At 67.7% G+C, this 25464-nt stretch carries 24 protein-coding genes; 8 read left to right on the top strand and 16 right to left on the bottom strand.

From position 1 onward, the window contains the following. Window positions 1–23: 23 nt before the first annotated feature. From secF to queA, 5 genes are all read right to left on the bottom strand, one after another. On the bottom strand, window positions 24–995 hold the full coding sequence (gene secF, locus RALTA_RS12605; RefSeq protein WP_012353818.1) for a protein translocase subunit SecF: 972 nt from the start codon (window positions 993–995) through the stop codon (window positions 24–26). Between the two features lie 41 nt (window positions 996–1036). Further along, window positions 1037–2908 (bottom strand): protein translocase subunit SecD, encoded by a 1872-nt coding sequence (secD, locus tag RALTA_RS12600; protein ID WP_012353817.1) that lies wholly within the window; start codon window positions 2906–2908, stop codon window positions 1037–1039. A 209-nt stretch (window positions 2909–3117) separates the two neighbouring features. Further along, window positions 3118–3444, bottom strand: coding sequence for a preprotein translocase subunit YajC (gene yajC, locus RALTA_RS12595; RefSeq protein ID WP_012353816.1), 327 nt, complete (start codon window positions 3442–3444; stop codon window positions 3118–3120). 262 nt (window positions 3445–3706) lie between these two features. Continuing rightward, a complete protein-coding gene (tgt, locus tag RALTA_RS12590; protein ID WP_012353815.1) occupies window positions 3707–4837 on the bottom strand; it encodes a tRNA guanosine(34) transglycosylase Tgt in 1131 nt (376 codons plus the stop codon). Between the two features lie 16 nt (window positions 4838–4853). Then, window positions 4854–5921, bottom strand: a complete 1068-nt coding sequence (queA, locus tag RALTA_RS12585; RefSeq protein ID WP_012353814.1) for a tRNA preQ1(34) S-adenosylmethionine ribosyltransferase-isomerase QueA — start codon at window positions 5919–5921, stop codon at window positions 4854–4856. Between the two features lie 214 nt (window positions 5922–6135). Between queA and recG the strand changes: the two genes are divergently transcribed. From recG to ubiA, 5 genes are all read left to right on the top strand, one after another. Continuing rightward, a complete protein-coding gene (gene recG / locus RALTA_RS12580; RefSeq protein WP_012353813.1) occupies window positions 6136–8328 on the top strand; it encodes an ATP-dependent DNA helicase RecG in 2193 nt (730 codons plus the stop codon). A gap of 121 nt (window positions 8329–8449) precedes the next feature. Beyond that, window positions 8450–9400 (top strand): LysR substrate-binding domain-containing protein, encoded by a 951-nt coding sequence (locus RALTA_RS12575; RefSeq protein WP_012353812.1) that lies wholly within the window; start codon window positions 8450–8452, stop codon window positions 9398–9400. Between the two features lie 408 nt (window positions 9401–9808). After that, complete coding sequence (locus RALTA_RS12570; RefSeq protein WP_012353811.1) at window positions 9809–11251, top strand: catalase; 1443 nt, start codon at window positions 9809–9811, stop codon at window positions 11249–11251. A gap of 156 nt (window positions 11252–11407) precedes the next feature. Then, the gene (locus RALTA_RS12565; protein WP_012353810.1) at window positions 11408–11893 is read left to right on the top strand and encodes a Dps family protein; all 486 of its coding nucleotides are present in this window, start codon (window positions 11408–11410) and stop codon (window positions 11891–11893) included. Between the two features lie 141 nt (window positions 11894–12034). Next, entirely contained in the window at window positions 12035–12892 is an 858-nt protein-coding gene (gene ubiA, locus RALTA_RS12560; RefSeq protein ID WP_041232195.1) for a 4-hydroxybenzoate octaprenyltransferase, read from the top strand. 76 nt (window positions 12893–12968) lie between these two features. Here the strand turns inward: ubiA and proC are convergent, their stop codons facing one another. Together proC and RALTA_RS12550 are read right to left on the bottom strand one after the other, a co-directional pair. Next, on the bottom strand, window positions 12969–13805 hold the full coding sequence (proC, locus tag RALTA_RS12555; RefSeq protein ID WP_012353808.1) for a pyrroline-5-carboxylate reductase: 837 nt from the start codon (window positions 13803–13805) through the stop codon (window positions 12969–12971). A gap of 44 nt (window positions 13806–13849) precedes the next feature. Beyond that, window positions 13850–14539: a YggS family pyridoxal phosphate-dependent enzyme gene (locus RALTA_RS12550; RefSeq protein WP_012353807.1), complete on the bottom strand. Its 690-nt coding sequence runs from the start codon at window positions 14537–14539 to the stop codon at window positions 13850–13852. A gap of 66 nt (window positions 14540–14605) precedes the next feature. Between RALTA_RS12550 and RALTA_RS12545 the strand changes: the two genes are divergently transcribed. The 3 genes from RALTA_RS12545 (at window position 14606) to RALTA_RS12535 (ending at window position 17401) form a co-directional block, all read left to right on the top strand. Beyond that, window positions 14606–15649 carry a type IV pilus twitching motility protein PilT gene (locus tag RALTA_RS12545; protein WP_012353806.1) on the top strand — a complete coding sequence of 348 codons (1044 nt, stop codon included), beginning with the start codon at window positions 14606–14608 and terminating at the stop codon, window positions 15647–15649. Between the two features lie 43 nt (window positions 15650–15692). Beyond that, on the top strand, window positions 15693–16832 hold the full coding sequence (locus RALTA_RS12540; protein WP_012353805.1) for a PilT/PilU family type 4a pilus ATPase: 1140 nt from the start codon (window positions 15693–15695) through the stop codon (window positions 16830–16832). A 74-nt stretch (window positions 16833–16906) separates the two neighbouring features. Then, complete coding sequence (locus RALTA_RS12535) at window positions 16907–17401, top strand: glutathione peroxidase (RefSeq protein ID WP_012353804.1); 495 nt, start codon at window positions 16907–16909, stop codon at window positions 17399–17401. Window positions 17402–17404: 3 nt separating this feature from the next. On the opposite strand, the gene RALTA_RS12530 is transcribed toward RALTA_RS12535, so the two are convergent. The 9 genes from RALTA_RS12530 to RALTA_RS12490 all read right to left on the bottom strand — a co-directional run bounded on the left by RALTA_RS12530 (window position 17405) and on the right by RALTA_RS12490 (window position 25454). Then, entirely contained in the window at window positions 17405–18094 is a 690-nt protein-coding gene (locus RALTA_RS12530; RefSeq protein ID WP_012353803.1) for a helix-turn-helix transcriptional regulator, read from the bottom strand. A gap of 22 nt (window positions 18095–18116) precedes the next feature. Then, window positions 18117–18488: a VOC family protein gene (locus tag RALTA_RS12525; protein WP_025583878.1), complete on the bottom strand. Its 372-nt coding sequence runs from the start codon at window positions 18486–18488 to the stop codon at window positions 18117–18119. Between the two features lie 98 nt (window positions 18489–18586). Continuing rightward, window positions 18587–19312, bottom strand: a complete 726-nt coding sequence (locus tag RALTA_RS12520; RefSeq protein WP_025583879.1) for an LrgB family protein — start codon at window positions 19310–19312, stop codon at window positions 18587–18589. Further along, window positions 19309–19695, bottom strand: a complete 387-nt coding sequence (locus RALTA_RS12515) for a CidA/LrgA family protein (RefSeq protein ID WP_012353800.1) — start codon at window positions 19693–19695, stop codon at window positions 19309–19311. Before RALTA_RS12515 ends, RALTA_RS12520 begins: the two co-directional genes overlap by 4 nt. An 83-nt stretch (window positions 19696–19778) precedes the next feature. Further along, a complete protein-coding gene (gene glcF, locus RALTA_RS12510; protein WP_012353799.1) occupies window positions 19779–21032 on the bottom strand; it encodes a glycolate oxidase subunit GlcF in 1254 nt (417 codons plus the stop codon). Window positions 21033–21071: 39 nt separating this feature from the next. After that, on the bottom strand, window positions 21072–22175 hold the full coding sequence (gene glcE / locus RALTA_RS12505; protein ID WP_012353798.1) for a glycolate oxidase subunit GlcE: 1104 nt from the start codon (window positions 22173–22175) through the stop codon (window positions 21072–21074). 29 nt (window positions 22176–22204) lie between these two features. Next, entirely contained in the window at window positions 22205–23134 is a 930-nt protein-coding gene (locus tag RALTA_RS12500) for an ion transporter (protein WP_012353797.1), read from the bottom strand. 8 nt (window positions 23135–23142) lie between these two features. Beyond that, window positions 23143–24660: an FAD-linked oxidase C-terminal domain-containing protein gene (locus RALTA_RS12495; RefSeq protein WP_012353796.1), complete on the bottom strand. Its 1518-nt coding sequence runs from the start codon at window positions 24658–24660 to the stop codon at window positions 23143–23145. Between the two features lie 245 nt (window positions 24661–24905). Further along, window positions 24906–25454 carry a GNAT family N-acetyltransferase gene (locus RALTA_RS12490; RefSeq protein WP_012353795.1) on the bottom strand — a complete coding sequence of 183 codons (549 nt, stop codon included), beginning with the start codon at window positions 25452–25454 and terminating at the stop codon, window positions 24906–24908. Window positions 25455–25464: the final 10 nt, after the last annotated feature.

Below are 25464 nucleotides of genomic sequence, written 5' to 3'. Positions count from 1 at the left end.
CTGTTTTTGCAGTCGGGCAGGGTTCAGGCCTGCGCGCCGTAGTTGGGGTCGTTGCGGTCGGTCGAGTCGGCCTTCTTCTCGCCCTTGACCAGGTCCTCGCGCTTCACGCCCAGCCACATCGCCAGCGCCGCGGCCACGAACACCGACGAATAGATACCGAACAGGATACCCACCGTCAGCGCCAGCGCGAAGTAATGCAGCGTCGGGCCGCCGAAGAAGAACATCGACAGCACCATCATTTCGGTCGAGCCGTGGGTGATGATGGTGCGCGACATCGTGCTGGTGATGGCGTGGTCGATGACCTCGTGGGTGGTCATCTTGCGGTACTTGCGGAAAGCCTCGCGGATCCGGTCGAAGATCACCACCGATTCGTTCACGGAGTAGCCCAGCACCGCCAGGATCGCCGCCAGCACCGAGAGCGAGAACTCCCACTGGAAGAAGGCGAAGAAGCCCAGGATGATGACGATGTCGTGCAGGTTGGCGATGATGCCCGCCACCGCGAACTTCCACTCGAAGCGGAACGACAGGTAGATCACGATCCCGATGATCACGCACAGCAGCGCCAGCAGGCCGTCGGTGGCCAGCTCCTTGCCGACCTGCGGGCCGACGAACTCGACACGCTGCAGCTTGACGTCGGGCGACGCCGCGGTGAGCGCGCCCATCACCTGCTCGCTCTGCTGGGCCGAGGTGGCGGGCTTGCCGTCCGGGCCCTTTTGCAGCGGCAGGCGGATCATCACGTCGCGCGAGGTGCCGAAGTTCTGCACCTGCACATCGGTGTAGCCCAGCTTGCTAACCTGGCCGCGGATCTTTTCCAGGTCGGCCGCCTGCTGGTAGCTGACCTCCATCACCGTGCCGCCGGTGAATTCGATCGACAGGTGCAGGCCTTTCTGCCAGAGGAAGAACACGGCCGCGGCAAACGTCAGGAAGGAGATCACGTTGAAGATCAACGCGTGCTTCATGAACGGAATGTCGCGCCGGATGCGGAAGAATTCCATGTTGAATCCTGTTCTGTACTACGTGTTGTGCCGCGGGTCGCTTACTTGGCGACCGGCGTGTCGGTGGTATTGCCGGGCTTCCAGATCTGGCCGATGGCCACGCTCTGCAGCTTCTTCTTGCGGCCGTACCAGAGGTTGACCAGCCCGCGGTTGAAGAACACCGCCGAGAACATCGAGGTCAGGATGCCCAGGCAGTGCACCACGGCAAAGCCGCGCACCGGGCCCGAGCCGAACGCCAGCAGCGCCAGGCCGGCGATCAGCGTGGTCACGTTGGAGTCCAGGATGGTGGCCCAGGCGCGGTCGAAACCGACCGCGATCGCCATCTGCGGCGACGCGCCGGCGCGCAGTTCTTCGCGGATGCGCTCGTTGATCAGCACGTTGGCGTCGATGGCCATGCCCAGCACCAGCGCGATGGCGGCGATGCCCGGCAGCGTCAGCGTGGCCTGCAGCATCGACAGCACCGCGATCAGCAGCAGCAGGTTCACGCCCAGCGCGATCACCGAGAACACGCCGAACAGCATGTAGTACAGGATCATGAACACGCCGATGGCGGCAAAGCCATAGGCGACCGAATCGAAGCCCTTCTCGATGTTGTCGGCACCCAGCGACGGGCCGATGGTGCGTTCCTCGATGATCTCCATCGGCGCGGCCAGCGAGCCGGCGCGCAGCAGCAGGGCCAGGTCGTTGGCGGCCTCGGTGGAGTAGGAGCCGGTGATCTGGAAGCTCGAGCCCAGTTCGGACTGGATCGTCGCCACCGTCAGCACTTCGCCCTTGCCCTTTTCGAACAGCACGATCGCCATCGGCTTCTTCAGGTTCTCGCGCGAGACGTCGCGCAGCACGCGGCCGCCCTGGGCGTCGAGCTTGATATTGACCGAAGGCTGCTGGTTCTGGTCGAAGCCGGCGGAGGCGCTTTCGATGCGGTCGCCGGTGAAGATGACCTGCTTCTTCAGCACCACCGGGGCGCCGTTGCCTTGCGTGAACAGCTCGCTGCCGAACGGGATCGGGTCGCCCGGACGCGGGCTGCGCGGCGCGTCGTTGTCGACCAGGCGCGCTTCCAGCGTGGCGGTGCGGCCGATGATGTCCTTGGCCTTGGCGGTGTCCTGCACGCCCGGCAGCTGCACCACGATACGGTCGGCGCCTTGCTGCTGGATCACCGGCTCGGCCACGCCGAGCTCGTTGACGCGGTTGTGCAGGGTGGTGATGTTCTGTTTGACCGCGGCGTCCTGGACGGCCCGGCGGGCGGCCTCGGTGAAGGTGCCGACGATGTTGTTGCCGTCCATGGCGAAGGCCACTTCGCGCACGTTGTCGGCCAGCAGCGTGCGGGCGCGGCTGGCATCGTCGGCATTGTTGAAGCGCACCGTCAGGCGTTCGCCGTCGCGGTCGATGCCGCCGTGGCGGATGTTCTTGTCACGCAGCAGCGTGCGCGCGTCGCCGGCCAGGCTGTCGAGCTTCTTGTCGACCGCGCCCTTCATGTCGACCTGCAGCAGGAAGTGCACGCCGCCGCGCAGGTCCAGGCCCAGGTACATCGGCAGCGCGTGCAGCGAGGTCAGCCAGCGCGGCGAGCCCGACAACAGGTTCAGCGCGACCACGTAGGCGGGGTCGGATGCGTCCGGGTTCAGCGCGCGCGACAGCACGTCCTTGGCCTTGAGCTGCTCGTCGGTGGTGCGGAAGCGCGCCTTGACCGAGCCCGACTGGCCGGAAATATCGAAGAAGACGCCGTCGGGCTGCAGCTGGTTCTGCGCCAGGATCTCTTCGACCTGCTTCTGCATCGACAGGTCGACCTTGACCGTGGCCTTGCCCGAGGACACCTGCACGGCAGGCGCCTCGCCGAAGAAGTTCGGCAAGGTGTAGATGATGCCGATGGCCAGGGCCACCAGGATCACGAGGTATTTCCAAAGCGGATAACGATTCATCTCGGGCCAGTCATTCAGCGGTTGGCGGGGCCGGCACAGGCGTGGCGCGCCACGTCGGCGGGGCCGAACCGGTTTGGCAAACAGCCGCCTGGCAGCCTCGGATCGAAGCGCAAAGGGCTTCGTCGGGCTGGATCAGGCGGCTGCCGGGGCATGCGCGAACAGGCATGCCGGAAAAGACAAAGGCGGGAGTCGCGCGCGCGATCCGGGGATCAGAGCGCCTTCAGCGAGCCCTTGGGCAGCACCGTGGTCACGGCATTCTTCTGCACCGTGATCTCGGTGCCTTCGGCGATTTCCAGGCTGACGTACTGGTCGGTGACCTTGGTCACGCGGCCCAGGATGCCGCCGGCGGTGACGACTTCGTCGTTCTTGGCCAGCGCTTCGAGCATTGCCTTGGCTTCCTTCTGGCGCTTCATCTGCGGGCGGATCATGATGAACCACAGCACACCAAACATCAGGATGATGGGCAGGAAGCTCATCAGGCCGCCAGCCGCGCCGCCGGCACCGGCGGTCTGGGCAAATGCGTTAGAAATCAGCACGTTGATTCTCCGTCACAAAAGTCAATCAATTAATCGAACATTCTACCATTCGCACCCAGCCCGCCCTTGGCATTCTAGGGCGGAATACGGGTTTGTTCGGGGTGATGCCGGGGCGACTCTCAGCTCGCATGTCGTTCGCGCTCAGGCGGGAACCCAGTGACTTCGAAAGACGCTGGATTCCCGCCTGCGCGGCAATGACGGTGGAAATGACCCCGCTATTCGACCGGCACGGCCGCGAAAGTTCTCGGACCGGCCGCGCCGGTCACTGCGTGCCGCGCGCGCGGTCGGCGGCGAACTGGCGGCGGAAGTCGGCAAAGCGGTGCTGCTCGATGGCCTCGCGCACCTCGCGCATCAGCTGCAGGTAGTAGTGCAGGTTGTGGATGGTGTTCAGGCGCGCGCCCAGGATCTCGCCCACGCGGTGCAGGTGGTGCAGGTAGGCGCGCGAGAAATTGCGGCAGGTGTAGCAGGCGCAGCTCTCGTCGAGCGGGCGCGGGTCGTTGCGGTGCGCGGCGTTCTTGATCTTGACATCGCCGTAGCGCGTGAAGAGCCAGCCGTTGCGCGCGTTGCGGGTCGGCATCACGCAGTCGAACATGTCGACCCCCGCGGCGACGCCGGCAACCAGGTCTTCGGGCGTGCCCACGCCCATCAGGTAGTGCGGCTTGTTGGCCGGCAGGCGCGGCGCCACGTGTTCCAGCACGCGCATCATGTCTTCCTTGGGTTCGCCGACGGACAGCCCGCCGATGGCAAAGCCGTGGAAGTCCAGCTCGGACAGCCCCGCCAGCGACTCGTCGCGCAGGTCTTCGTACATGCCGCCCTGGACGATGCCGAACAGCGCGTTCGGGTTGGCCAGCCGCTCGAATTCATCGCGCGAGCGCCTGGCCCAGCGCAGGCTCATGCGCATCGACTTGGCGGCCTCCTCGTGCGTGGCCGGGCGGCCGTCGATTTCGTACGGGGTGCATTCGTCGAACTGCATGACGATGTCCGAGTTCAGCGTGCGCTGGATCTGCATCGAGATCTCGGGCGACAGGAAGAGCTTGTCGCCGTTGACGGGCGAGGCAAAGGTGACCCCATCTTCGGTGATCTTGCGCAGATCGCCCAGCGAAAACACCTGGAAGCCGCCGGAGTCGGTCAGGATCGGCTTGTCCCAGCCGATAAAGCGGTGCAGGCCTTCGTGGGCGTTGACCACGTCCAGCCCCGGGCGCAACCACAGGTGGAAGGTATTGCCCAGGATGATCTGCGCGCCGATCTCGTTCAGTTCCAGCGGCGACATCGCCTTGACCGAGCCATAGGTGCCCACCGGCATGAAGATGGGCGTTTCGACCACGCCGTGGTTCAGCGTGACGCGGCCGCGGCGGGCGTTGCCGTCGGTGGTAATGAGTTCGAAGTTGAGCATGGCGAATAAGCTGAAATCAGGCCGCGGCGGCGTCCGGCTGCCGGGTCAGCAGCATGGCGTCTCCGTAGCTGAAGAAACGGTAGCGCTGCTCGACCGCATGGCGGTAGGCGGCGCGGATGGCTTGCACCCCGGCCAGTGCCGACACCAGCATCAGCAGCGTCGACTTGGGCAGGTGGAAGTTGGTGATCAGGGCGTCGACCAGGCGGAAGCGGTAGCCGGGCGTGATGAAGATATCGGTGTCGCCGCTGCCGGCGGCGAGCGTGCCGTCGGGCTGCGCGGCCGATTCCAGCGCGCGCAGCGAGGTGGTGCCGACCGCGATCACGCGGCCGCCGCGTGCCCGCGTCTCGCGCACGGCCTGCGCCAGGTCTTCGGAAATTGCGTACCACTCCGAGTGCATCTTGTGCTCGGCCAGGTTCTCGGTGCGCACTGGCTGGAAGGTGCCGGCACCCACGTGCAGCGTCAGGAAGGCGCGGCGCACGCCGGCGGCATCGAGCCGCGCGAACAGCGCGTCGTCGAAATGCAGGCCGGCGGTGGGCGCGGCCACCGCGCCCGGGCTGCGCGCGTAGACGGTCTGGTAGCGGGTCTCGTCGTAGGCGTCGGGGTCGTGCGTGATATACGGCGGCAGCGGCAGGCGGCCGTAGCGCTCGATCAGGTCCAGCGCCGGCTCGGGGAAGCGCAGCGTGAAGAACTGGTCCACGCGCGGGCCCACGGTCACGGCGAAGGCATCGTCGGCCAGGTGCAGGGCGCTGCCTTCGACCGGCGTCTTCGAGGCGCGCACCTGGGCCAGCACGGTATGGGTGTCGAGCACGCGCTCCACCAGCACTTCGACCTTGCCGCCGCTGGGCTTGTGGCCGAAGAAGCGGGCCTTGATCACGCGGGTGTCGTTGAACACCAGCAGGTCGTCCGGACGCAGGTAATCGACGATGTCGCTGAAGGCGCGGTCGGCCATGTGCACCGCGTCGGCGGTGTCGCCGGGGGCGAGCCGCTCCACCACCAGCAGCCGGCTGGCGCTGCGGTCGGGCAGCGCGCTCTGGGCGATCAGTTCGGGCGGCAGCGGAAAGTCGAAATCGGAAAGCGTCAACATCGTGGGAAGGGCGGGCTGCGCGGTCGGCAGGCTGTGGAGCATGGCGCATCACTCCGCTGCCCGGTTTGGCAGCCGGCATGGGTACAATCGGCGAATCCGATATTGTAAGGCCACGGGCGCGCTTGCCGCCGCGCCGGGCGTGATACCCGCCATTCGCCGGCGCCGCGCCAGCCAGTCCAGAAGCCCGCAGCGACTGCTGCCAACTGATTCGCCGATGCCCGGAACCGCCGCCGAACCGATCCAGGAACCTGCCGACGCCAACGACGCCAGCGACACGGCGGCGCCCGCGCGCGGCAAAGCTGGTGCGGCCAGGGGCAAGGCCGCCGGCTCGGGCGCATCCACGGCCGCCGCGCGGCTGGCCAAGCTGGGCCTGCGCCGCCCGGTCGACCTGGTGCTGCACCTGCCGATGCGCTACGAGGACGAAACCACGGTGGTGCCGATCGCCGAGGCCATCCACCGTGCCGGGCTCGGGCTGCCGGCGCAGGTGGAAGGCGAAGTCGTCTCCAACGAGGTCACGTTCCGGCCGCGCCGCCAGCTGGTGGTGAAGCTTGCCGACGACAGCGGCGAGCTGACCCTGCGCTTCCTGAACTTCTACGGCAGCCAGACCAGGCAGATGGCCGAAGGCGTGCGCCTGCGCGTGCGCGGCGAGGTGCGCGGCGGCTTCTTCGGCGCCGAGATGGTCCATCCGACAGTGCGCCCGGTGCTGGCCGGCGAGGCGCTGCCGGACCGCCTGACGCCGGTGTACCCGTCCACCGCCGGCATCCCGCAGGCCTATTTGCGCAAGGCCATCGGCGGCGCGCTGGCGCGCACGCCCTTGCCCGAGACGCTGCCGCAAGCGGTGCTGCAGGGGCCGCTGGCGCGGCTGCAGCTGCGCCCGCTGGCCGAGTGCCTGCGGTTGCTGCACGCGCCGCCGCCGCAGGAAAGCGAGGCAGCGCTGGCCGACCGTTCGCACCCGGCCTGGCAGCGCGTCAAGTTCGACGAGCTGCTGGCGCAGCAGATCTCGCTGCGGCGCGCGCACGCGGCGCGCCGCGACAAGACCGCGCCGACCATGCCGCGCCGCGAGGGCGGGCTGCTGACGCGTTTCCTGGCCGCCTTGCCGTTCCGGCTGACCGGCGCGCAGCAGCGCGTGGTCGGCGAAATCGCCGCCGACATGACCCTGCCGCATCCGATGCACCGGCTGCTGCAGGGCGACGTGGGCAGCGGCAAGACCATCGTGGCCGCGCTGGCGGCGTGCCAGGCCATCGATGCCGGTTACCAGGCGGCGCTGATGGCGCCGACCGAGATCCTGGCCGAGCAGCATTTCCGCAAGCTGTCGGCATGGCTGGAGCCGCTGGGCGTGCCGGTGGCGTGGCTGGCCGGCAGCCAGAAGGCGCGCGAGAAGCGCCATGCCGTGGCGCGCGTGGAATCGGGCGAGGCCCAGCTGGTGATCGGCACCCATGCGCTGATCCAGGACACCGTGCGCTTTGCCAAGCTGGGGCTGTCGGTGGTCGACGAGCAGCACCGCTTCGGCGTGGCGCAGCGGCTGGCGCTGCGCGGCAAGGCGGGTGTGGCCGAGGCGCCCGCTGCGATCAGCGCGGCCGAAACCGTGCCGCACCAGCTGATGATGTCGGCCACGCCGATCCCGCGCACGCTGGCCATGACGTACTACGCCGACCTCGACGTCTCGGTGATCGATGAACTGCCGCCGGGGCGCACGCCCATCGTCACGCGCCTGGTTAACGACGAGCGCCGCGACGAAGTGATCGGGCGCATCCACCATGCCGCCGCCGAAGGCCGGCAGGTCTACTGGGTGTGCCCGCTGATCGAGGAAAGCGAAGCACTGCAGTTGCAGACCGCGGTCGAGACCTACGAGACACTGGTGGCCGCGCTGCCCGACCTGCGCGTGGGCCTGGTGCACGGACGCCTGCCGCCGGCGGAGAAGGCGGCGGTGATGGATGACTTCAGTGCCAATCGCCTGCAGGTGCTGGTGGCCACCACCGTGATCGAGGTGGGCGTGGACGTGCCCAATGCCTCGCTGATGGTGATCGAGCACGCCGAGCGCTTCGGCCTGGCGCAGCTGCACCAGCTGCGCGGCCGGGTCGGGCGGGGCAGCGCCGAATCTGTTTGTCTGCTGATGTACCAGGCACCGCTGTCGCCCACCGCGCGCGAACGGCTGGCGACCATGCGCGAGACCACCGACGGCTTCGAGATCGCGCGGCGCGACCTGGAAATCCGCGGCCCGGGTGAATTCCTCGGCGCGCGCCAGTCCGGCGAGGCGATGTTGCGCTTTGCCGACCTGCAGACCGATGCCTGGCTGGTGGAGTATGCCCAGGCGGCGGCCGAGCTGATGCTGGCGCACTATCCGGAAGCGGTCGAAGCGCACCTGTCGCGCTGGCTCGGTGGACGCGAGCACTACCTGAAGGCCTGATTGAAGTCTTGCTGGCCGGCTTTGTGCGGAAGCCGTCGCATACCGGCTCGCGTGAAGTGGGCACTCTGACAGATCCGGCAATCGAAGGTAAAATCTATCGCTTACCCGGATTTGATAAGTCATGACGCTCACTGAACTCAAGTACATCGTCGCCGTGGCGCGCGAGCGCCATTTCGGCCGGGCCGCGGAAGCCTGCTTCGTCTCGCAGCCGACGCTGTCGGTCGCCATCAAGAAGCTGGAAGACGAACTCAACGTGCAGATCTTCGAGCGCGGCACCTCCGAGGTGTCGGTGACGTCGGTCGGCGAGCAGATCGTGGCGCAGGCCCAGCGTGTGCTGGAGCAGACCATGGCCATCCGCGAGATCGCCAAGCAGGGCAAGGACCCGCTGGCGGGACCGCTGCGCGTCGGCGTGATCTACACCATCGGGCCGTACCTGCTGCCGTCGCTGGTCAAGCAGATGATCGACACCGTGCCGCAGATGCCGCTGATGCTGCAGGAGAACTACACCCACAAGCTGATCGAGCTGCTCAAGCAGGGCGAGATCGATTGCGCGGTGATGGCCGAGCCGTTCCCCGATTCCGGGCTGACGGTGCGCCCGCTCTATGACGAACCCTTTGTCGTGGCCGTGCCGCGCGGCCACCAGCTGGCCCAGACGCAAGCGGTCGACCCCGAGGAACTGAAGCAGCAGACCATGCTGCTGCTGGGCAGCGGCCACTGCTTCCGCGACCACGTGCTGGGCGTGTGCCCCGAGCTGTCGCGCTTTTCGCAGGCGGCCGACGGCATCCAGAAGACCTTCGAGGGCTCGTCGCTCGAGACCATACGCCATATGGTGGCCAGCGGTGTCGGCATCACCGTGCTGCCGCGCACCTCGGTGCCCGACCTGAAAGCCAAGGGCGACATGCTGTCGTACGTCCCGTTTGCCGAACCCGTGCCTGACCGGCGCGTGGTGCTGGCGTGGCGCAAGAGCTTTACCCGGCTGCCGGCGATGGAAGCGCTGGCCAACGCCGTCGCCGCCTGCGACCTGCCCGGCGTGCGCAAGCTCGACGCCAAGGAACTGGCCGAAGCCGCCTGAGCGCTCGCGTCGAAGGACCTGGCCATGCAACGGCCGCAGCGGAGATGCCGCTGCGGCCGTTGTCGTTTCTGCTTCCCTGACCAGTCATTGCGCCAGGCTGTCTTTGGGTGGTCACCTGCCGGTGGCATAAGTTTCCCTAACCCCGAATAGCTTTGACCTAATACATAGGTATAAATAATTAAATTCTCAACTTAATAGATAATTTGTAGACTGGTTCCTGTCGATGCGGATGGCGTCGATGCAAGACAGGAACCGATGATGAGCACCAGCGCCCAGTCACTGAAAACCATACCGACCCAGCCCCGTTTTTCCTCCCGCATGGGGCGCTGCCTGCTCGATTGCCTGGCCTGCTATGCCGCTGCGCACTGACGCGGCATTCCCTTTCAGCCCACCCACAAAGAGGAAAAGATGAGCAAGAAGGACACCCTTACCACTGCCGCCGGCGCACCGGTCGCCGATAACCAGAACTCGCAGACCGCCGGCCCGCGCGGCCCGATGCTGCTGCAGGACGTCTGGTTCCTCGAAAAGCTGGCCCATTTCGATCGCGAAGTCATTCCCGAGCGCCGCGTGCACGCCAAGGGCTCCGGCGCCTACGGCACGCTGCGCATCACCCACGACATCACGAAGTACACCAAGGCCTCGGTGTTTGCCGGGATCGGCAAGGAAACGCCGCTGTTCATCCGCTTCTCCACCGTTGCCGGCGAGCGCGGCGCGGCCGACGCCGAGCGCGACGTGCGCGGCTTCTCGATCAAGTTCTATACCGACGAAGGCAACTGGGACCTGGTCGGCAACAACACGCCGGTGTTCTTCGTGCGCGACCCGCTGAAGTTCCCAGACTTCATCCACACGCAGAAGCGCAACCCGCGCACCAACCTGCGCGACCCGATCGCGGTGTGGGACTTCTGGTCGCGCCATCCAGAGTCGCTGCACCAGGTCACCATCCTGATGAGCGACCGCGGCCTGCCGCAGAACTACCGGCAGATGCACGGCTTCGGCTCGCACACGTACTCGTTCATCAACGCCAGTAACGAGCGCTTCTACGTCAAGTTCCACTTCAAGTCGCAGCAGGGCGTGGAAAACTGGACCAATGAGGAAGCGGCCAAAGTGGTGGCCAACGACCGCGAGAGCGCGCAGCGCGACCTATTCGACAATATCGAGCGCGGCAACTTCCCGCGCTGGAACCTGCGCGTGCAGGTCATGCCGGAGGCCGAGGCGGCCAAATACCACATCAACCCGTTCGACCTGACCAAGGTCTGGCCGCACAAGGACTACCCGCTGATCGACGTGGGCGTGGTCGAGCTCAACCGCAACCCCGACAACTATTTTGCCGAGGTCGAGCAGGTGGCGATGAACCCGGCCAACATCGTGCCCGGCATCGGCTTCTCGCCCGACAAGATGCTGCAGGGGCGGCTGTTCTCGTATGGCGACACGCAGCGCTACCGCCTGGGCATCAACCACGCCCAGATCCCGGTCAATGCGCCGAAATGCCCGTTCCACAACAGCTTCCACCGTGACGGCGCGATGCGCGTGGACGGCAACCAGGGCGGCAAGCTCAACTACGAGCCCAACCGCGAAAGCGCCTACGCCGCCAGCGAGCGCGCGATCGAGCCGCCGCTGGCACTGGATGGCGCCGCCGACCGCTGGGACCACCGCGTCGACACCGACTACTACAGCCAGCCCGGCGCGCTGTTCCGCCTGTTCGACGAGGGCCAGCGCCAGCGCCTGTTCGCCAATATCGCGGCGGCGATGCAGGGCGTGCCCGAGGAGATCGTGCGGGTCCAGCTGGAGCATTTCACCCGGGCCGACCCGGCCTACGGCGAGGGCGTGAAGCGCGCGCTCAACCTGCAATAAGCGAAAGCCAGGCAACGGCCGCCCGGCACGGGGTTTGGCCGGGACCGTTGCCGGGTGCAATAATGCGGGGTACCGCGCCGCCCGGCCCCGAATCGCCACGAATCGGCAAGCCCGGCGGCGCGCCTCGTGGCTATACCTGAACGGAGCGTATCTACTATGGCAAAGAAGAACGAGATGAGCGTGAATATCGGTATTTCCGACAAGGACCGCAAGAAGATCGCGGAAGGGCTGTCCAAGCTGCTGGCGGACACTTATACCCTCTACCTCAAGACCCACAACTTCCACTGGAACGTGACGGGTCCGATGTTCAATACGCTGCATCTGATGTTCGAGACCCAGTACAACGAACTGGCGCTGGCCGTGGACTCGATCGCCGAGCGTATCCGCGCGCTGGGTTACCCGGCCCCAGGCACGTACAAGGAATACGCGCGGCTGTCGTCGATTGCCGAGGAAGAAGGCGTGCCCGAGGCCACCGAGATGATCCGCAAGCTGGTCGAAGGCCAGGAAGCCGTGGTGCGCACCGCGCGCTCGATCTTCCCGGTGATCGATGCGGCCGGCGACGAGCCCTCGGCCGACCTGCTGACCCAGCGCATGCAGACGCATGAAAAGACCGCGTGGATGCTGCGCTCGATGCTGGCCTGACGCCTGCCTGCTCGCCGGGCGGCCGTGCCTGCGGCCGCCGGTACAGCGCGTCGCAGCCGTCCGGGCTGCGGCGCGTTTTCATTGAATCGCCCGCCCCGGATCCACGCCGTGCAGACCCTCTCGCCGTTGCCTCCCACCCCCATGCTTGAACGCCTTGCCCTCTACGCGCGCCTGGTGCGCATCGACAAGCCCATCGGCACGCTGCTGCTGCTGTGGCCGACGCTGTGGGCCATGTGGATGGCGGCCGACGGGCCGCCGCGCTGGAGCCTGTTCTGGATCTTCGTCGCCGGTACCTTCCTGATGCGCTCGGCCGGCTGCGCCATCAACGACTGGGCCGACCGCGACTTCGACAAGCACGTCAAGCGCACCCGCGAGCGGCCGCTGACCGCGGGCAAGATCGCCGCATGGGAGGCGCTGGCGGTGGCCGCCGTGCTGGCGCTGGTGGCGTTTGCGCTGGTGCTGCCGCTGAATGCGCTGACCAAGTGGCTAGCGGTGGTGGCGGCGGTGGTGGCGGGCACGTACCCGTTCTTCAAGCGCTTCTTTGCGATTCCGCAGGCCTACCTGGGGATCGCGTTCGGCTTCGGCATCCCGATGGCATTCGCGGCGATCCAGGACCAGGTGCCGCCGGTGGCCTGGCTGATGCTGCTGGCCAATGTGTTCTGGGCGGTGGCGTATGACACCGCCTACGCGATGGTCGATCGCGACGACGACCTGCTGATCGGCATGAAGACTTCGGCCATCACCTTTGGCCGCTTCGATGTGGCGGCGATCATGCTGTGCTACGCCGCGTTCTTTGCGCTGATGGCGTGGGCGGGCGTGCTGCTCGGATTGGGATGGCCGTACTGGGTGGGGCTGCTTGCCGCGATCGGCTGTGCCGGCTACCACTACACGCTGATCCGCGAGCGCGACCGGATGCGGTGCTTCGCCGCGTTCCGGCACAACAACTGGCTGGGGGCTTGCATGTTTGCGGGGACGGCGCTGGCGTATGCGGTGCGGTGACGTCGACGCTGACTGAGGGTTTGCTCCCCTCTCCCGCAGGCGGGCGAGGGGAGCTTGCTGCTGGCGTTGCAGTACCTCAATCCTTCCCGAACTCCGCCCCCATCTCCTTGCCGCGTGCCGCGGCCGCGTGCATCGCGCGCACGAAGGCATCGCCGATGCCGGAGGCCTCCATCGCGGTCAGCGCCGCATAGGTGGTGCCGCCCTTCGACGTCACGCGCTCGCGCAGCGTCGCCACCGGTTCGGGCGATTGCCCTGCCAATGTAGCCGCGCCGCGGAAGGTCTCCACGGCGAGTTCGCGTCCCTGTTCTGCGCTCAGCCCCAGTTCGGTGGCGGCGCGCTGCATGGCTTCGATGAAATAGAACACATAGGCCGGGCCGCTGCCGGAAATCGCGGTGACGGCGTCGATCTGGTCATCCCCATCCACCCACACGCACTTGCCGACGGCTTCCGCCACGGCGCTGGCAATGGCCCGGTCTTCGACCGACAGCCCGGCCGGTGCGGCCAGCCCGGTCATGCCCATGCCCGACAGCGCCGGCGTATTCGGCATCGCGCGCACCACGCGGTTGCGCCCGCCGAGCCAGCGCTGCATGTCCTGCAGCCGGATGCCGGCGGCCACGCTGATCACCAGGTTGCCCGGGCCATCGGCCGGCAGGTGCGGCAGCAATTGCGCCGCGGCGTCGCGGAACTGCTGCGGCTTGACCGCCAGCACCAGCACATCGCTGGCGCCGAAGGCGGCATCCGGCGCCCCGGCCGCATGCACGCCGAGGTCGCGCGCCAGGCGCTGCTGCGCTTCCGGAAACGGGTCGACCACGCGGATCGCGCCGGCGGGCACGCCGCGGGCGATCAGGCCGCCGATCAGTGCGGAAGCCATATTGCCGCCGCCAAGAAAGCCAAAGGTGAGGGTGTCGAGCATGAGGATTTCCGAAGTCTGAATTCGTTGGACCGTGGGCGCTGCGTTCAGCCGCGCGCGCCGAAGATGGCGGTGCCGATCCGCACCAGGGTCGCGCCCTCGGCGATGGCGGCCTCCATGTCGCCCGACATGCCCATCGACAGCGTGTCGAGATCCAGGCCGTCGGCGCGCAGCGCCTGCAGCATGGCGCGCATGGCGGCGAACGGGCGGCGTTGCGCGGCGGGATCGTCGGCGGGTTCGGGAATTGCCATCAGCCCGCGCAGCCGCAGGCCGGGCAGGGCCGCGACCGCATGCGCGAGCGCGGGCACCTCCGCCGGGGCGACGCCGCTCTTGCTGGCTTCGCCGCTGATATTGACCTGGATGCAGACCTGCAGCGGCGTCATGCCGGCCGGGCGCTGCGCCGACAGCCGCTCGGCGATCCTGAGCCGCTCGATGGAATGCACCCAGTCGAAATGTTCCGCCACCGGCCGCGTCTTGTTGCTTTGCAGCGGGCCGATGAAATGCCATTGCAGCCGGCCACGCAGGTCGGCCAGCGCGGCGATCTTGTCGAGGCCTTCCTGGACGTAGTTTTCGCCGAAAGCGAGTTGTCCGGCGGCGTATGCGGCCCTTATGCGGTCGGGGGAAACAGTCTTGGAAACGGCCAGCAGGGCGACGTCCGCGGGTTGCCTGCCGGCCTGTTGTGCTGCCGCCGCAATGCCCTGGCGCACGGCTTGCAAGTTGGCGGCAATCACAGACATAATCCGGCGAACATATATATAAGGTACGTCAAGTACCGATAACAAATCAGGGTGGGGTCATTATAGATGGACATCGCGCAGCTATTGGCTTTCGCCGTCAAGAACAAGGCGTCCGATCTTCATCTGTCCGCGGACATGCCGCCGATGGTGCGTATCCATGGCGACATGCGGCGCATCAACGTCGCCTCGATGACGCACAAGGATGTCCACGCCATGGTGTACGACATCATGAGCGACACCCAGCGCAAGGCCTACGAGGAACGCCTCGAAATCGATTTCTCGTTCGAGATCGCCGGCCTGTCGCGCTTCCGCGTCAATGCCTATAACACCCAGCGCGGCGCGGCCGCGGTGTTCCGTACCATTCCGTCCAAGGTGCTCACGCTGGAAGAGCTGCGCGCGCCGGCGGTATTTGCCGACCTGTGCATGAAGCCGCGCGGGCTGGTGCTGGTGACGGGCCCCACCGGCTCGGGCAAGTCCACCACGCTGGCGGCGATGGTCGACCATCGCAATGAAAACGACATGGGCCACATCCTCACGGTGGAGGACCCGATCGAATTCGTGCACAGCTCCAAGAAGAGCCTGATCAACCAGCGCGAGCTGGGGCCGCATACGCACTCGTTTGCCAACGCCCTGCGCTCGGCGCTGCGCGAAGACCCCGACGTGATTCTGGTGGGTGAGCTGCGCGACCTCGAAACCATCCGCCTGGCGCTGACCGCGGCCGAGACCGGCCACCTGGTCTTCGGCACGCTGCACACCAGCTCGGCGGCCAAGACCATCGACCGCGTGGTCGACGTGTTTCCGCCCGAAGAGAAGGACATGGTGCGCACCATGCTGTCCGAATCGCTCGAAGCGGTGATCTCGCAGACGCTGCTGAAGACCCGCGACGGCAACGGCCGCACCGCCGCGCACGAGATCATGATCGCCACGCCCGCGATCCGCCACCTGGTCCGCGAAAACAAGATCGCGCAGATGTACTCGATGATGCAGACCAGCAGCGGGCTGGGCATGCAGACGCTGGACCAGTGCCTGTCGGACCTGATCAAGCGCAGCGTCATCAGCTACAACGACGCCCGCGCGATTGCCAAGAACCCGGACGCGTTCATGGGCTGAGGCCCGTCTTGCGCCTTCGCCCTTTCTCCAGCAGGACACCGCCATGCTCGACCGCGAATCCGCCGCCAAGTACATCAACGACCTGCTCGAGCTGATGGTCAGCAACCGCGGCTCGGACCTGTTCATCACCTCAGATTTTCCGCCGGCGATCAAGGTCGACGGCAAGATCACGCCGGTGTCGCAGCAGCCGCTGAACCCGACCCAGGCGCTGGGCCTGGTGCGCTCGGTGATGAACGAGCGCCAGGTGCAGGACTTCGACACCAGCCGCGAATGCAACTTTGCCATCAGCGCGCCCAAGGCCGGGCGCTTCCGCGTGTCGGCCTTTATCCAGCAGGGCAAGGCCGGCATGGTGGTGCGCACCATCAATACGCGCATCCCGTCGGTGGCCGACCTGGACCTGCCGCCGACCCTGCATGACGTGGTCATGGCCAAGCGCGGGCTGGTGATCGTGACCGGGGCAACCGGCTCGGGCAAGTCGACCACGCTGGCGGCGATGCTGGACCACCGCAACGCGCATTCCTACGGCCACATCATCACCATCGAGGATCCGATCGAGTACGTGCACGCGCACCAGAACTGCATCGTCACGCAGCGCGAGGTCGGCATCGATACCGAGTCCTGGCACGTGGCGCTGAAGAACACGCTGCGCCAGGCGCCCGACGTGATCCTGATCGGCGAGATCCGCGACCGCGAGACCATGGAGTACGCGATGCAGTACGCCGAGACCGGCCACCTGTGCCTGGCCACGCTGCACGCCAACAATGCCAACCAGGCGATCGACCGCGTGGTCAACTTTTTCCCCGAGGAGAAGCGCCAGCAGCTGCTGATCGACCTGTCGCTGAACCTCAAGGCGATGATCTCCCAGCGGCTCCTGCCGCGCGCCGGCCGCAAGGGACGCGTACCGGCGGTGGAAATCATGATCGGCACGCCGCTGGTGGCCGACCTGATCTTCAGGGGCGAGATCCATGAACTCAAGGAAGTCATCAAGAAGTCGCGCGAGCAGGGCATGATCTCGTTCGACCAGGCGCTGTTCGACCTGTACGAGGAAGGCAAGATCACCTACGAGGACGCGCTGCGCAATGCCGATTCGCTCAACGACCTGCGCCTGATGATCAAGCTGCACAGCGCGCGGGCCAAGGACTCGGACCTGGGTGCCGGCACCGAGCATCTCAACGTCATCTGAGGGCTGCGCAGTGCTGACCATTGCTGCGCATTGCCGCGCGTGGCGCTATGCTTGGCTATCTACAGGAGTCTGCCATGAGCAATGTCTACCAGTTCGAAGCCAGTTCGCTCGCCGGCCAGCCGGTGCCGCTGTCGCAGTTCCAGGGCAAGGTGATGCTGGTGGTCAATACCGCCAGCGAATGCGGCTTTACCCCGCAGTACGAGGGCCTGCAGAAACTCTATGACGAGTACCACGGGCGCGGCCTGGAGGTGCTGGGCTTCCCGTGCAACCAGTTCGGCAAGCAGGAGCCGGGCGATGCGCAGCAGATCGGCCAGTTCTGCGAGACGCGTTTCGCGGTGCGCTTCCCGATGTTCGCCAAGATCGACGTCAACGGCCCCAACGCCCATCCGCTGTACCAGTGGCTGACCACCGAAAAGCGTGGCGTGCTCGGTACCCAGGGCATCAAGTGGAACTTCACCAAGTTCCTGCTGCGCCGCGACGGCACCGTGTTCAAGCGCTACGCGCCGACCACCAAGCCGGAAGAGCTGCGCGCCGATATCGAGCGGCTGCTGTCCGACCCCGCTGCCTGAGCCTCAGGCGCTGCTGGCGCGCACCGCGCGCAGGAAACCGTTGAGCGAACGCTCCGGGGTCTCATGGAAATGGTCGTCGAGCATGCGGATGGCGCGGCAGCGGTCCAGCCGGAAGCTGCGGTAGTCCTCGCGCGTGGTGCACCACGTCGCCAGCAGCCACGCATTGCCCCAGAAGAACAGCCCCAGCGGCATCACCACGCGCTCGGTGAGGCGCTGCTGCACGTCGCAGTAGTCCAGCTGCAGCAGCTTGTGCGCGCCCAGCGCGCCGTGGACCACGTCGAAGGCCTCGCGCACATGCGCCTGGTTGACGTACTCGGGCGCGAACACGCGGCTTTGCTGCGCCGCCAGCCGGCGCAGCGGCGGCAGCGCCGCCATCAGCTTCTCCAGCGCCGGATCTGCCGCGGCGGCGAGCGCGCCGCCGCCCCAGGCCTTCAGCAGCCGCAAGCCGGCGACCAGCGCTTCCACTTCCATGGCGGTGAACATCAGCGGCGGAACGTCGAAGTCGGCGCGCAGGCGGTAGCCGATGCCGGCCTCGCCCTCGACCGGCACGCCTGACAGCGACAGCGCCTGGATATCACGGTAGACGGTGCGTTCCGAGACCCCGAGCCGCTGCGCCAGCAGCGCCGCCGTGGTCAGGCGGCGGCCGCGCAGCACCTGCACGATCTGGAACAGGCGGTCGGCGCGGCGGCTCATCGGTCAGCGTGGTCCATGGCGGTCATCCGGCCACCGGTTCGTGCAGGCCGATGCGGTTGCCCTCGCTGTCGGTGATATGCGCGATGCGGCCGATCTCGCCCGGCAGGCGCAGCGGCCCGAACACGGTCTTGCCGCCGGCGCGGGTGGCGCGTTCCAGCAGCGCGTCGAGTTCCGGCGCGTGCAGGTACGGTACCGTGCCGTAGTAGTTGCTGGGCCGGTAGCCTTCGCCGGCGACCAGCGCGCCGCCGGGATCGGGATGCGGGAATACGGCCATGTCGACCTGGCTCATGGTTTCGCGGCGCAGCCGGATATCGAAGACCTGCTCGTAGAAGCCGACGGCGCGGTTCATGTCGACGACGGGGATTTCCAGCCAGTTGATCAGGCGTTGGTTCATGATGGGCTCCTGGGTTCCATGGGTAGGGGAGTGAGGAGCTCGCATCATGCGCGGGGGCTGCTGACAGCGTGCTGTCAGGAGGCTGTCAGTGGGGGAGGTCAGTGCGGCATCCAGGCCGCCATCACCGGCACCAGGATCGCGGTCAGCACGCCGTTCAGGCCCATGCCGAGCGCGGCGAACGCGCCGGCCTCCTGGTTGACCTGGAACGCCCGCGCGGTGCCGATGCCGTGCGCCGCCACGCCGGTGGCGAAGCCGCGCACGCTGTAGTCGCGGACGCGCAGCAGGTTCAGCAGCAGGGTCGCGCTGACCGCGCCGATGATGCCGGTGCCCATCACCAGCACCGCCGTCAGCGACGGCAGCCCGCCGATCTTCTCGGCCACGCCCATGGCGATCGGGATCGTCACCGACTTGGGCGCGAGCGAGCGCACCGTTTCCGGCGAGGCACCCAGCAGCCAGGCAATGCCCACCGCCGACACCACCGCCACCACCGAGCCCGCCACCAGCCCCGCCAGCAGCGGGAACACATGGGTGCGCAGCTTGGGCAGCTGCAGGTACAGCGGCACCGCCAGCGCCACCGTCGCCGGCCCCAGCAGGAAGTGCACGAACTGCGCGCCGTCGAAGTAGGTCTTGTAGGGCGTGCCGGTGACGGTCAGCACCGTGACCAGCAGCGCCACCGCGATCATCACCGGGTTGGCCAGCGGCGAGAAGCGCGATTTCTCGTAGATGCGGAAGGCGAACACATAGGCCAGCAGCGTCGCGGTGAGTCCCACCAGCGGGCTGGCGGCCAGGTAGACCCAGATCTCGTTCAGGCGTGGCGTCATCATGCCTGTTCCCCCCTGGCGTCGGCGGGCGGCGCGTCGGGCGTGCCGGAGCGCTTGCGCATCAGCATGCGCGTGACCACCGCGGTGGTGGCGATGGCCAGCCACGTGGACACCACCAGCGCGACGAGGATCGGCATCCACTCGCCCTCGATGCGGTTGGCGTGGACCATGATGCCGACGCCGGCGGGCACGAACAGCAGCGACAGGTGCTTGAGCAGCTCGGTGGTGGTGCCCTGGATCACGGGCAGCAGCCGGTCGTCGAAGACGAGCCAGCCGAACAGCAGGATCATGCCCAGCACGGGGCCGGGCACGGGCAGGGTCAGCGCGTAGCTGATCACCTCGCCGACGGACTGGAAAACCAACAGGATGGCAAAGGTCTGGAGCATGGGGCGTGTTTGGTTGGCGCTTCGTCCCCTCTCCCATTTATGGGAGAGGGGAGACAACCACAGGGCCTTGCTCCGGTCGGGGCTTATCCCAGCATCCGGTCGACCAGTTCGATCCAGTGCATGACCGGCGTATCGGTGCCGCCCTGCAGGTGCGAGATGCAGCCGATATTGGCCGAGACGATGGCTTCGGGCTGCGTCGCCTGCAGTTTGGCGAGCTTGTCGTCGCGCAGGCGCTGGGACAGTTCCGGCTGCAGCACCGAGTAAGTGCCCGCCGAGCCGCAGCACAGGTGGCTGTCAGCGCAGAGTTTGACTTCCACGCCGAGGCCGGTCAAGAGCGCTTCGACCTTGCCGCGGATCTGCTGGCCGTGCTGCAGCGTGCACGGCGGGTGGTAGGCCACGCGCCGGCCGTCGCGCGGCACCGCGCCGGCGGCGGCATGCAGGTCGTCGGCAAAGTCCGGCAGGATCTCGGACAGGTCGCGCGTCAGCGCCGAGATGCGGCGCGCGCGCTCGGCATAGGCGGGGTCGTTGCGCAGCAGGTGGCCGTAGTCCTTCACCATCGCGCCGCAGCCCGACGCGGTCATGACGATGGCTTCGGCGCCGGCCTCGACATGCGGCCACCAGGCGTCGATATTGCGGCGCATATTGTCGAGGCCGCCATCGTGGTCGCCGGTGTGGAAGCGGATCGCGCCGCAGCAGCCGGCCTCGCGCGCCACCACCAGTTGTACGCCGACACGGTCGAACACGCGCGCGGTGGCGGCATTGATGTTGGGCGACATCGCCGGCTGCACGCAACCGTCGAGCAACAGCATCTTGCGCGCATGCGTGTTGCGCGGCCACACGCCGGGCGCGGCGCTGGCCGACAGCGGCGGCACCTTGGCGCGCAGCGTGCCGGGCAGCAGCGGGCGCACCATCTGGCCCAGGCGCAGCGCCGTGCCGAACAACGCCGGGCGCGTCAGCCCCTCGCGCAGCACCCAGCGCGCGATGCGCTGGCTGGCCGGGCGCCGCACGCCTTCGGCTTCCAGCTTGTCATCGACCAGCTGGCGGCCGATGTCGACCAGCCGTCCGTAGCGCACGCCGGAGGGGCAGGTCGATTCGCAGTTGCGGCAGGTCAGGCAGCGGTCCAGGTGCAGGCGCGTGCTTTCGGTGATGGCATGGCCTTCGAGCACCTGCTTCATCAGGTAGATGCGCCCGCGCGGCCCGTCCAGTTCATCGCCGAGCAGCTGGTAGGTGGGGCAGGTGGCGGTGCAGAAGCCGCAATGCACGCATTTGCCGACGATGGACTTGGCTTCCTCGCCTTCGGGCGTGTCGCGGAGAAAATCGGCCAGGGTTGTTTGCATGATGTGGGGTGTAGTGCCTGGATGTCTTGGCCCGCGGTCTCAGAGCCCGGGGTACATGCGCTGCGGATTGAAGATGCCGGCGGGGTCGAAGGTCTCTTTCAGGCGGCGATGGATCGCGGCGAGCGGCGAAGCCAGCGGCGTGAACACGCCCATCGACTTGTCGCCATGGCGAAACAGCGTGGCATGGCCGCCGGCGGCCTGGGCCACCGCGCGCACGCTTTCGGCGTCGGCTTTGGCCGAGCCCTCTTCCGGCAGCCACCAGCGCTGCCCGCCGCCCCATTCGACCAGCTGTTCGCCGGGCAGCGCCAGCGGCGCGGCCACGGTCGGCACCGCCAGCCGCCACAGCGCGCGGCCGGCGTGGGCGGGGGCAAAGAACGGGTGGGTCTGCTCGCGCAGCGCTTGCCACAGCGCGGCGGCAGGCGCCGGGTCCAGGCGTTCGCCGCCCAGCCTGGCACAGGCCGCGCGCACCGCGGCGCTGGCGCCGGACAGGCGCACGTGCAGCACGCCCGCATGCCACACGGAAGACGCCAGCGGCAGCGGCTGCCCGCCCCACTGGTTCAGTTGTCGGATGGCTTCGGCCTGCGTCATCTCGAAGCGCAGCGTGGCCTCGTCGAACGGCGCCGGCAGCACCTTGACCGAAACCTGCAGGATCAGCCCCAGCGTGCCGAGCGAGCCCGTCAGCAGCCGCGACACGTCATAGCCCGCCACGTTCTTCATCACCTGGCCGCCGAAGTCCATCACCTCGCCACGGCCGTCCATCAGCTGCGCGCCCAGCACGAAGTCGCGCAGCGCGCCCACCGACTGCCGGCGCGGGCCCGACAGCCCGGCGGCGACGGCACCGCCCAGCGTCGCCACGCTGGGCCGGCCGGGCAGCGCGAAGTGGGGCGGCTCGAATGCCAGGATCTGGCGCTTTTCCGCCAGCGCGGCTTCGATCTCGGCCAGCGGCGTGCCGCAGCGCGCGGTGATCACGAGTTCGGCCGGGTCGTAGTCGACAATGCCGGTGTAGGCGCGCGTGTCCAGCAGCTGGCCTTGCGGCGGCTGGCCGTAGAAGTCCTTGCTGCCGCCGCCGCGCAGCCGCAGCGCGGTGCGGGTCTCGGTGGCTTGCCTGACGGCGTCGCGGAAGGCGTCGAGGGTGGCTTGCATAGTCGTGCGAATCGGGAAGGAGGTTCTGTTCAGGGGCCGGTCGCGCCATCGCGGCCGCCCGGGACTTCCGGCCGGTCGTTCTGATAGGCCGGCAGCTGGCTGCCGCAGTGCTTGCAATACTGCGCGTCGGGCTCGTGCCCCTCGGTCAGGCAATGGGTGCAGGTGCGCGTGGTCAGCGGCCGCTTCATGATGCTGGCGGCCAGCTCGGCGCCGACGATGCCGGTGGGAAAGGCGATGATGCCGTAGCCCAGCAGGATCGTCAGCGAGGTGATGAACTGCCCCAGCGGCGTCTTCGGCACCATGTCGCCGAAGCCGGTAGTGGTCAGCGTCACCACGGCCCAGTACATGCTGACCGGGATGCTGTGGAAGCCGTGTTCCGGGCCCTCGACCACGTACATCACGGTGCCGAGGATCACGGTGATGATGAACACCGCGGCCAGGAACACGAAGATCTTGCGCCGGCTGTTGACCAGCGCGCGGTACAGGATCTCGGCTTCCTCGAAGTACACGGTCAGCTTCAGGATCCGGAACACGCGCAGCAGCCGCAGCAGGCGCACGTCGATCAGGAAATGCAGTTCCGGCACGAAGAACGCCAGCCAGGTCGGCATGATCGAGATGAAATCGATGATGCCGTAGAAGCTCAGTGCATAGCGCCACGGCCGCCGCACCACCAGCAGGCGCATGACGTACTCGGCGGTGAACAGCAGCGTGAACATCCATTCCAGCGCCGTGAACACCCGGCCCAGGCGCTGGTTCAGCGCCGGCAGGCTGTCGAGCATCACGATCATCACGCTGGTGACGATGGCGAGCAGCAGCGCGACATCGAAGATGCGCCCCTCGCGGGTATCGGCCTCGAAGATGATGGTGTACCAGCGCTGGCGCCAGCCGGCCTCCGGCTGGCCCAGGCGCTGGCGCACCACCGCTTCCTGGTGCTGGCGCCGGCGGGGATTCTCTCGCATGGCGCGGCTCAGAAGCGCGGCAGCTCGGGATGCGGCAGCAGGCCCTTCTTCACGTGCATCTTGCCGTATTCGGCGCAGCGCGCCAGCGTCGGGATGGCCTTGTCCGGATTCAGCAGCCGCGCCGGGTCGAAGGCGGCCTTGACGCCGAAGAAGGCGTCGCGCTCCGCGGTCGAGAACTGCACGCACATGGAGTTGAGCTTTTCCACGCCCACGCCGTGCTCGCCGGTGACGGTGCCGCCCAGCTCGACGCAGGTTTCCAGGATGTCGGCGCCGAACAGCTCGGCGCGGTGCCATTCGTCCTGGTCGCCGCCGTCGAACAGCACCAGCGGATGCATGTTGCCGTCGCCGGCATGGAACACGTTGATGCAGCGCAGGCCGTACTTCGCTTCCATGGCCTCGATGCGCTTGAGCAGCGTGCCGATATGCTTGCGCGGGATGGTGCCGTCCATGCAGTAATAGTCGGGCGAGATCCGGCCCGCCGCCGGGAAGGCGTTCTTGCGGCCGCTCCAGAAGCGCAGCCGCTCGGCCTCGTTCTGCGAGACCACGATGCGGGTGCAGCCCGATGCCGTCAGCACAGCGCTCATGCGTTCGATCTCCTCGGCCACTTCCTCGGGGGTGCCGTCGGACTCGCACAGCAGGATGGCGGCGGCATCGAGGTCATAGCCCGCATGCACGAACTGCTCGACCGCGGCGGTGGCGGGCTTGTCCATCATCTCGAGCCCGGCCGGGATGATGCCCGCGGCGATCACGTCGGCGACCGCGTTGCCGCCCTTCTCGACATCGTCGAAGCAGGCCATGATCACCTGCGCCAGCTGCGGCTTGGGGATCAGGCGCACGGTGACCTCGGTGACCACGGCCAGCATGCCCTCGGAGCCGATCAGCACGGCCAGCAGGTCCAGCCCGGGCGCGTCGGGAGCCTCGGAGCCGAACACCACCACCTCGCCCGACATCGTCACCGCGCGCACGCGCAGCACGTTGTGCACGGTCAGGCCGTACTTCAGGCAGTGCACGCCGCCGGAGTTCTCGCTGACATTGCCGCCGATGGTGCAGGCGATCTGCGACGAGGGGTCGGGCGCGTAGTACAGGTTGTGCGGCGCGGCCGCGTCGGAGATGGCCAGGTTGCGCACGCCCGGCTGGACCACCGCGGTGCGCGAATACGGATCGACCGAGAGGATGCGCTTGAACTTGGCCAGCGACAGCACCAGGCCCTCGGCGATCGGCATGGCGCCACCCGACAGGCTGGTGCCGGCGCCGCGGGGCACGACCGGCACGCCCAGCTGATGGCACAGCCGCAGGATGGCGCAGACCTGCTCCTCGGTGTCGGGCAGCGCTACCGCCATCGGCACCTGCCGGTAGGCGGCCAGGCCGTCGCACTCATAGGGCACGGTGTCTTCCGGCTTCCACAGCACCGCGGCGTCGGGCAGGATCTGCGCCAGGCCGGCCAGCAGTGCGTCGCGGCGGCTGCCGGCCGCGGCCTGGGCATCATCGGCGGCGGCGAGGGTTTTGGCTTCGTGCGGGGCATTCATGAACGACTCCTGTGGGGTCTCCGGGGCGGCGGACGCCGGCAGTGGTTCGCCGGCCTGCCAGCCGGGTCGGTGCCAGGCGGCCCAGGGGGACGGGTGACTATAGCGCAGGCCAACTGGCGCGGGCACCACGCCAGACGTGAATTCCGCATGCCGGGCCGATCAAAAATGCTCATCATCGCCGGTGGCACGCGCCCCGGTTTCAGCGTAGCACCGGCGGCAGGATCCCGGAAAGCCGGGTGCCGGACTCAGCGTTGCGGCTGCGCCGGGGCGGCCGGCAGCCGCAGCACCATGTCCAGCTTGTCGTGGAAGTGCGGCGCGACGTACAACGCTTCCGGCTCCAGCCCGAAGCGTTCGAACCCGAGCGATTCGTACAACCGCACCGCGCCCGCGCTGCCAGCATTGACGCACAGCGTGACCTGGCGCACCCCCGGCATGGCGCCGGCCTGCTGCAGCGCGCGCAGCATCAACGCCCGGCCGAGCTGGCGCGCGCGCCAGGCCGGCGCCACGTACATGCCGAAGATCGAGGCCTTGTGCCAGTGCTTGCGCCGGGGCTCGCGCATCACGCCGACCATGCCGGCCAGCACGATACCGCCGGGGCCGCCCGGGCTGGTCTCGAAGGCGCCGAACACGGCCTTGTCCGCGCTCGGCGCAAGGCGTTGCGCCACCGCCTCCGGCGCCAGCTCCTGTTCTTCTTCCAGGCTGGCGGCAAAGGCTTCCGGCGCCTCGGCCAGTCCCTGCAGGCGCAGTGCGTGGAACGCGGCGGCATCGTCGGGGGTCAGCAGGCGGATTTCCATCGGCGCAGTC

Source organism: Cupriavidus taiwanensis LMG 19424, from assembly GCF_000069785.1.
Taxonomy (GTDB): domain Bacteria; phylum Pseudomonadota; class Gammaproteobacteria; order Burkholderiales; family Burkholderiaceae; genus Cupriavidus; species Cupriavidus taiwanensis.
This window is presented reverse-complemented; position numbering and strand designations above follow the sequence as displayed.

Coding starts and splice junctions, on each gene's coding strand:
- secF (WP_012353818.1), bottom strand. CDS start 995: ATGGAATTCTTCCGCATCCGGCGCGACATTCCGTTCATGAAGCACGCG.
- secD (WP_012353817.1), bottom strand. CDS start 2,908: ATGAATCGTTATCCGCTTTGGAAATACCTCGTGATCCTGGTGGCCCTG.
- tgt (WP_012353815.1), bottom strand. CDS start 4,837: ATGCTCAACTTCGAACTCATTACCACCGACGGCAACGCCCGCCGCGGC.
- queA (WP_012353814.1), bottom strand. CDS start 5,921: ATGTTGACGCTTTCCGATTTCGACTTTCCGCTGCCGCCCGAACTGATC.
- recG (WP_012353813.1), top strand. CDS start 6,136: ATGCCCGGAACCGCCGCCGAACCGATCCAGGAACCTGCCGACGCCAAC.
- RALTA_RS12575 (WP_012353812.1), top strand. CDS start 8,450: ATGACGCTCACTGAACTCAAGTACATCGTCGCCGTGGCGCGCGAGCGC.
- RALTA_RS12570 (WP_012353811.1), top strand. CDS start 9,809: ATGAGCAAGAAGGACACCCTTACCACTGCCGCCGGCGCACCGGTCGCC.
- RALTA_RS12565 (WP_012353810.1), top strand. CDS start 11,408: ATGGCAAAGAAGAACGAGATGAGCGTGAATATCGGTATTTCCGACAAG.
- ubiA (WP_041232195.1), top strand. CDS start 12,035: ATGCTTGAACGCCTTGCCCTCTACGCGCGCCTGGTGCGCATCGACAAG.
- proC (WP_012353808.1), bottom strand. CDS start 13,805: ATGCTCGACACCCTCACCTTTGGCTTTCTTGGCGGCGGCAATATGGCT.
- RALTA_RS12550 (WP_012353807.1), bottom strand. CDS start 14,539: ATGTCTGTGATTGCCGCCAACTTGCAAGCCGTGCGCCAGGGCATTGCG.
- RALTA_RS12545 (WP_012353806.1), top strand. CDS start 14,606: ATGGACATCGCGCAGCTATTGGCTTTCGCCGTCAAGAACAAGGCGTCC.
- RALTA_RS12540 (WP_012353805.1), top strand. CDS start 15,693: ATGCTCGACCGCGAATCCGCCGCCAAGTACATCAACGACCTGCTCGAG.
- RALTA_RS12535 (WP_012353804.1), top strand. CDS start 16,907: ATGAGCAATGTCTACCAGTTCGAAGCCAGTTCGCTCGCCGGCCAGCCG.
- RALTA_RS12530 (WP_012353803.1), bottom strand. CDS start 18,094: ATGAGCCGCCGCGCCGACCGCCTGTTCCAGATCGTGCAGGTGCTGCGC.
- RALTA_RS12525 (WP_025583878.1), bottom strand. CDS start 18,488: ATGAACCAACGCCTGATCAACTGGCTGGAAATCCCCGTCGTCGACATG.
- RALTA_RS12520 (WP_025583879.1), bottom strand. CDS start 19,312: ATGATGACGCCACGCCTGAACGAGATCTGGGTCTACCTGGCCGCCAGC.
- RALTA_RS12515 (WP_012353800.1), bottom strand. CDS start 19,695: ATGCTCCAGACCTTTGCCATCCTGTTGGTTTTCCAGTCCGTCGGCGAG.
- glcF (WP_012353799.1), bottom strand. CDS start 21,032: ATGCAAACAACCCTGGCCGATTTTCTCCGCGACACGCCCGAAGGCGAG.
- glcE (WP_012353798.1), bottom strand. CDS start 22,175: ATGCAAGCCACCCTCGACGCCTTCCGCGACGCCGTCAGGCAAGCCACC.
- RALTA_RS12500 (WP_012353797.1), bottom strand. CDS start 23,134: ATGCGAGAGAATCCCCGCCGGCGCCAGCACCAGGAAGCGGTGGTGCGC.
- RALTA_RS12495 (WP_012353796.1), bottom strand. CDS start 24,660: ATGAATGCCCCGCACGAAGCCAAAACCCTCGCCGCCGCCGATGATGCC.
- RALTA_RS12490 (WP_012353795.1), bottom strand. CDS start 25,454: ATGGAAATCCGCCTGCTGACCCCCGACGATGCCGCCGCGTTCCACGCA.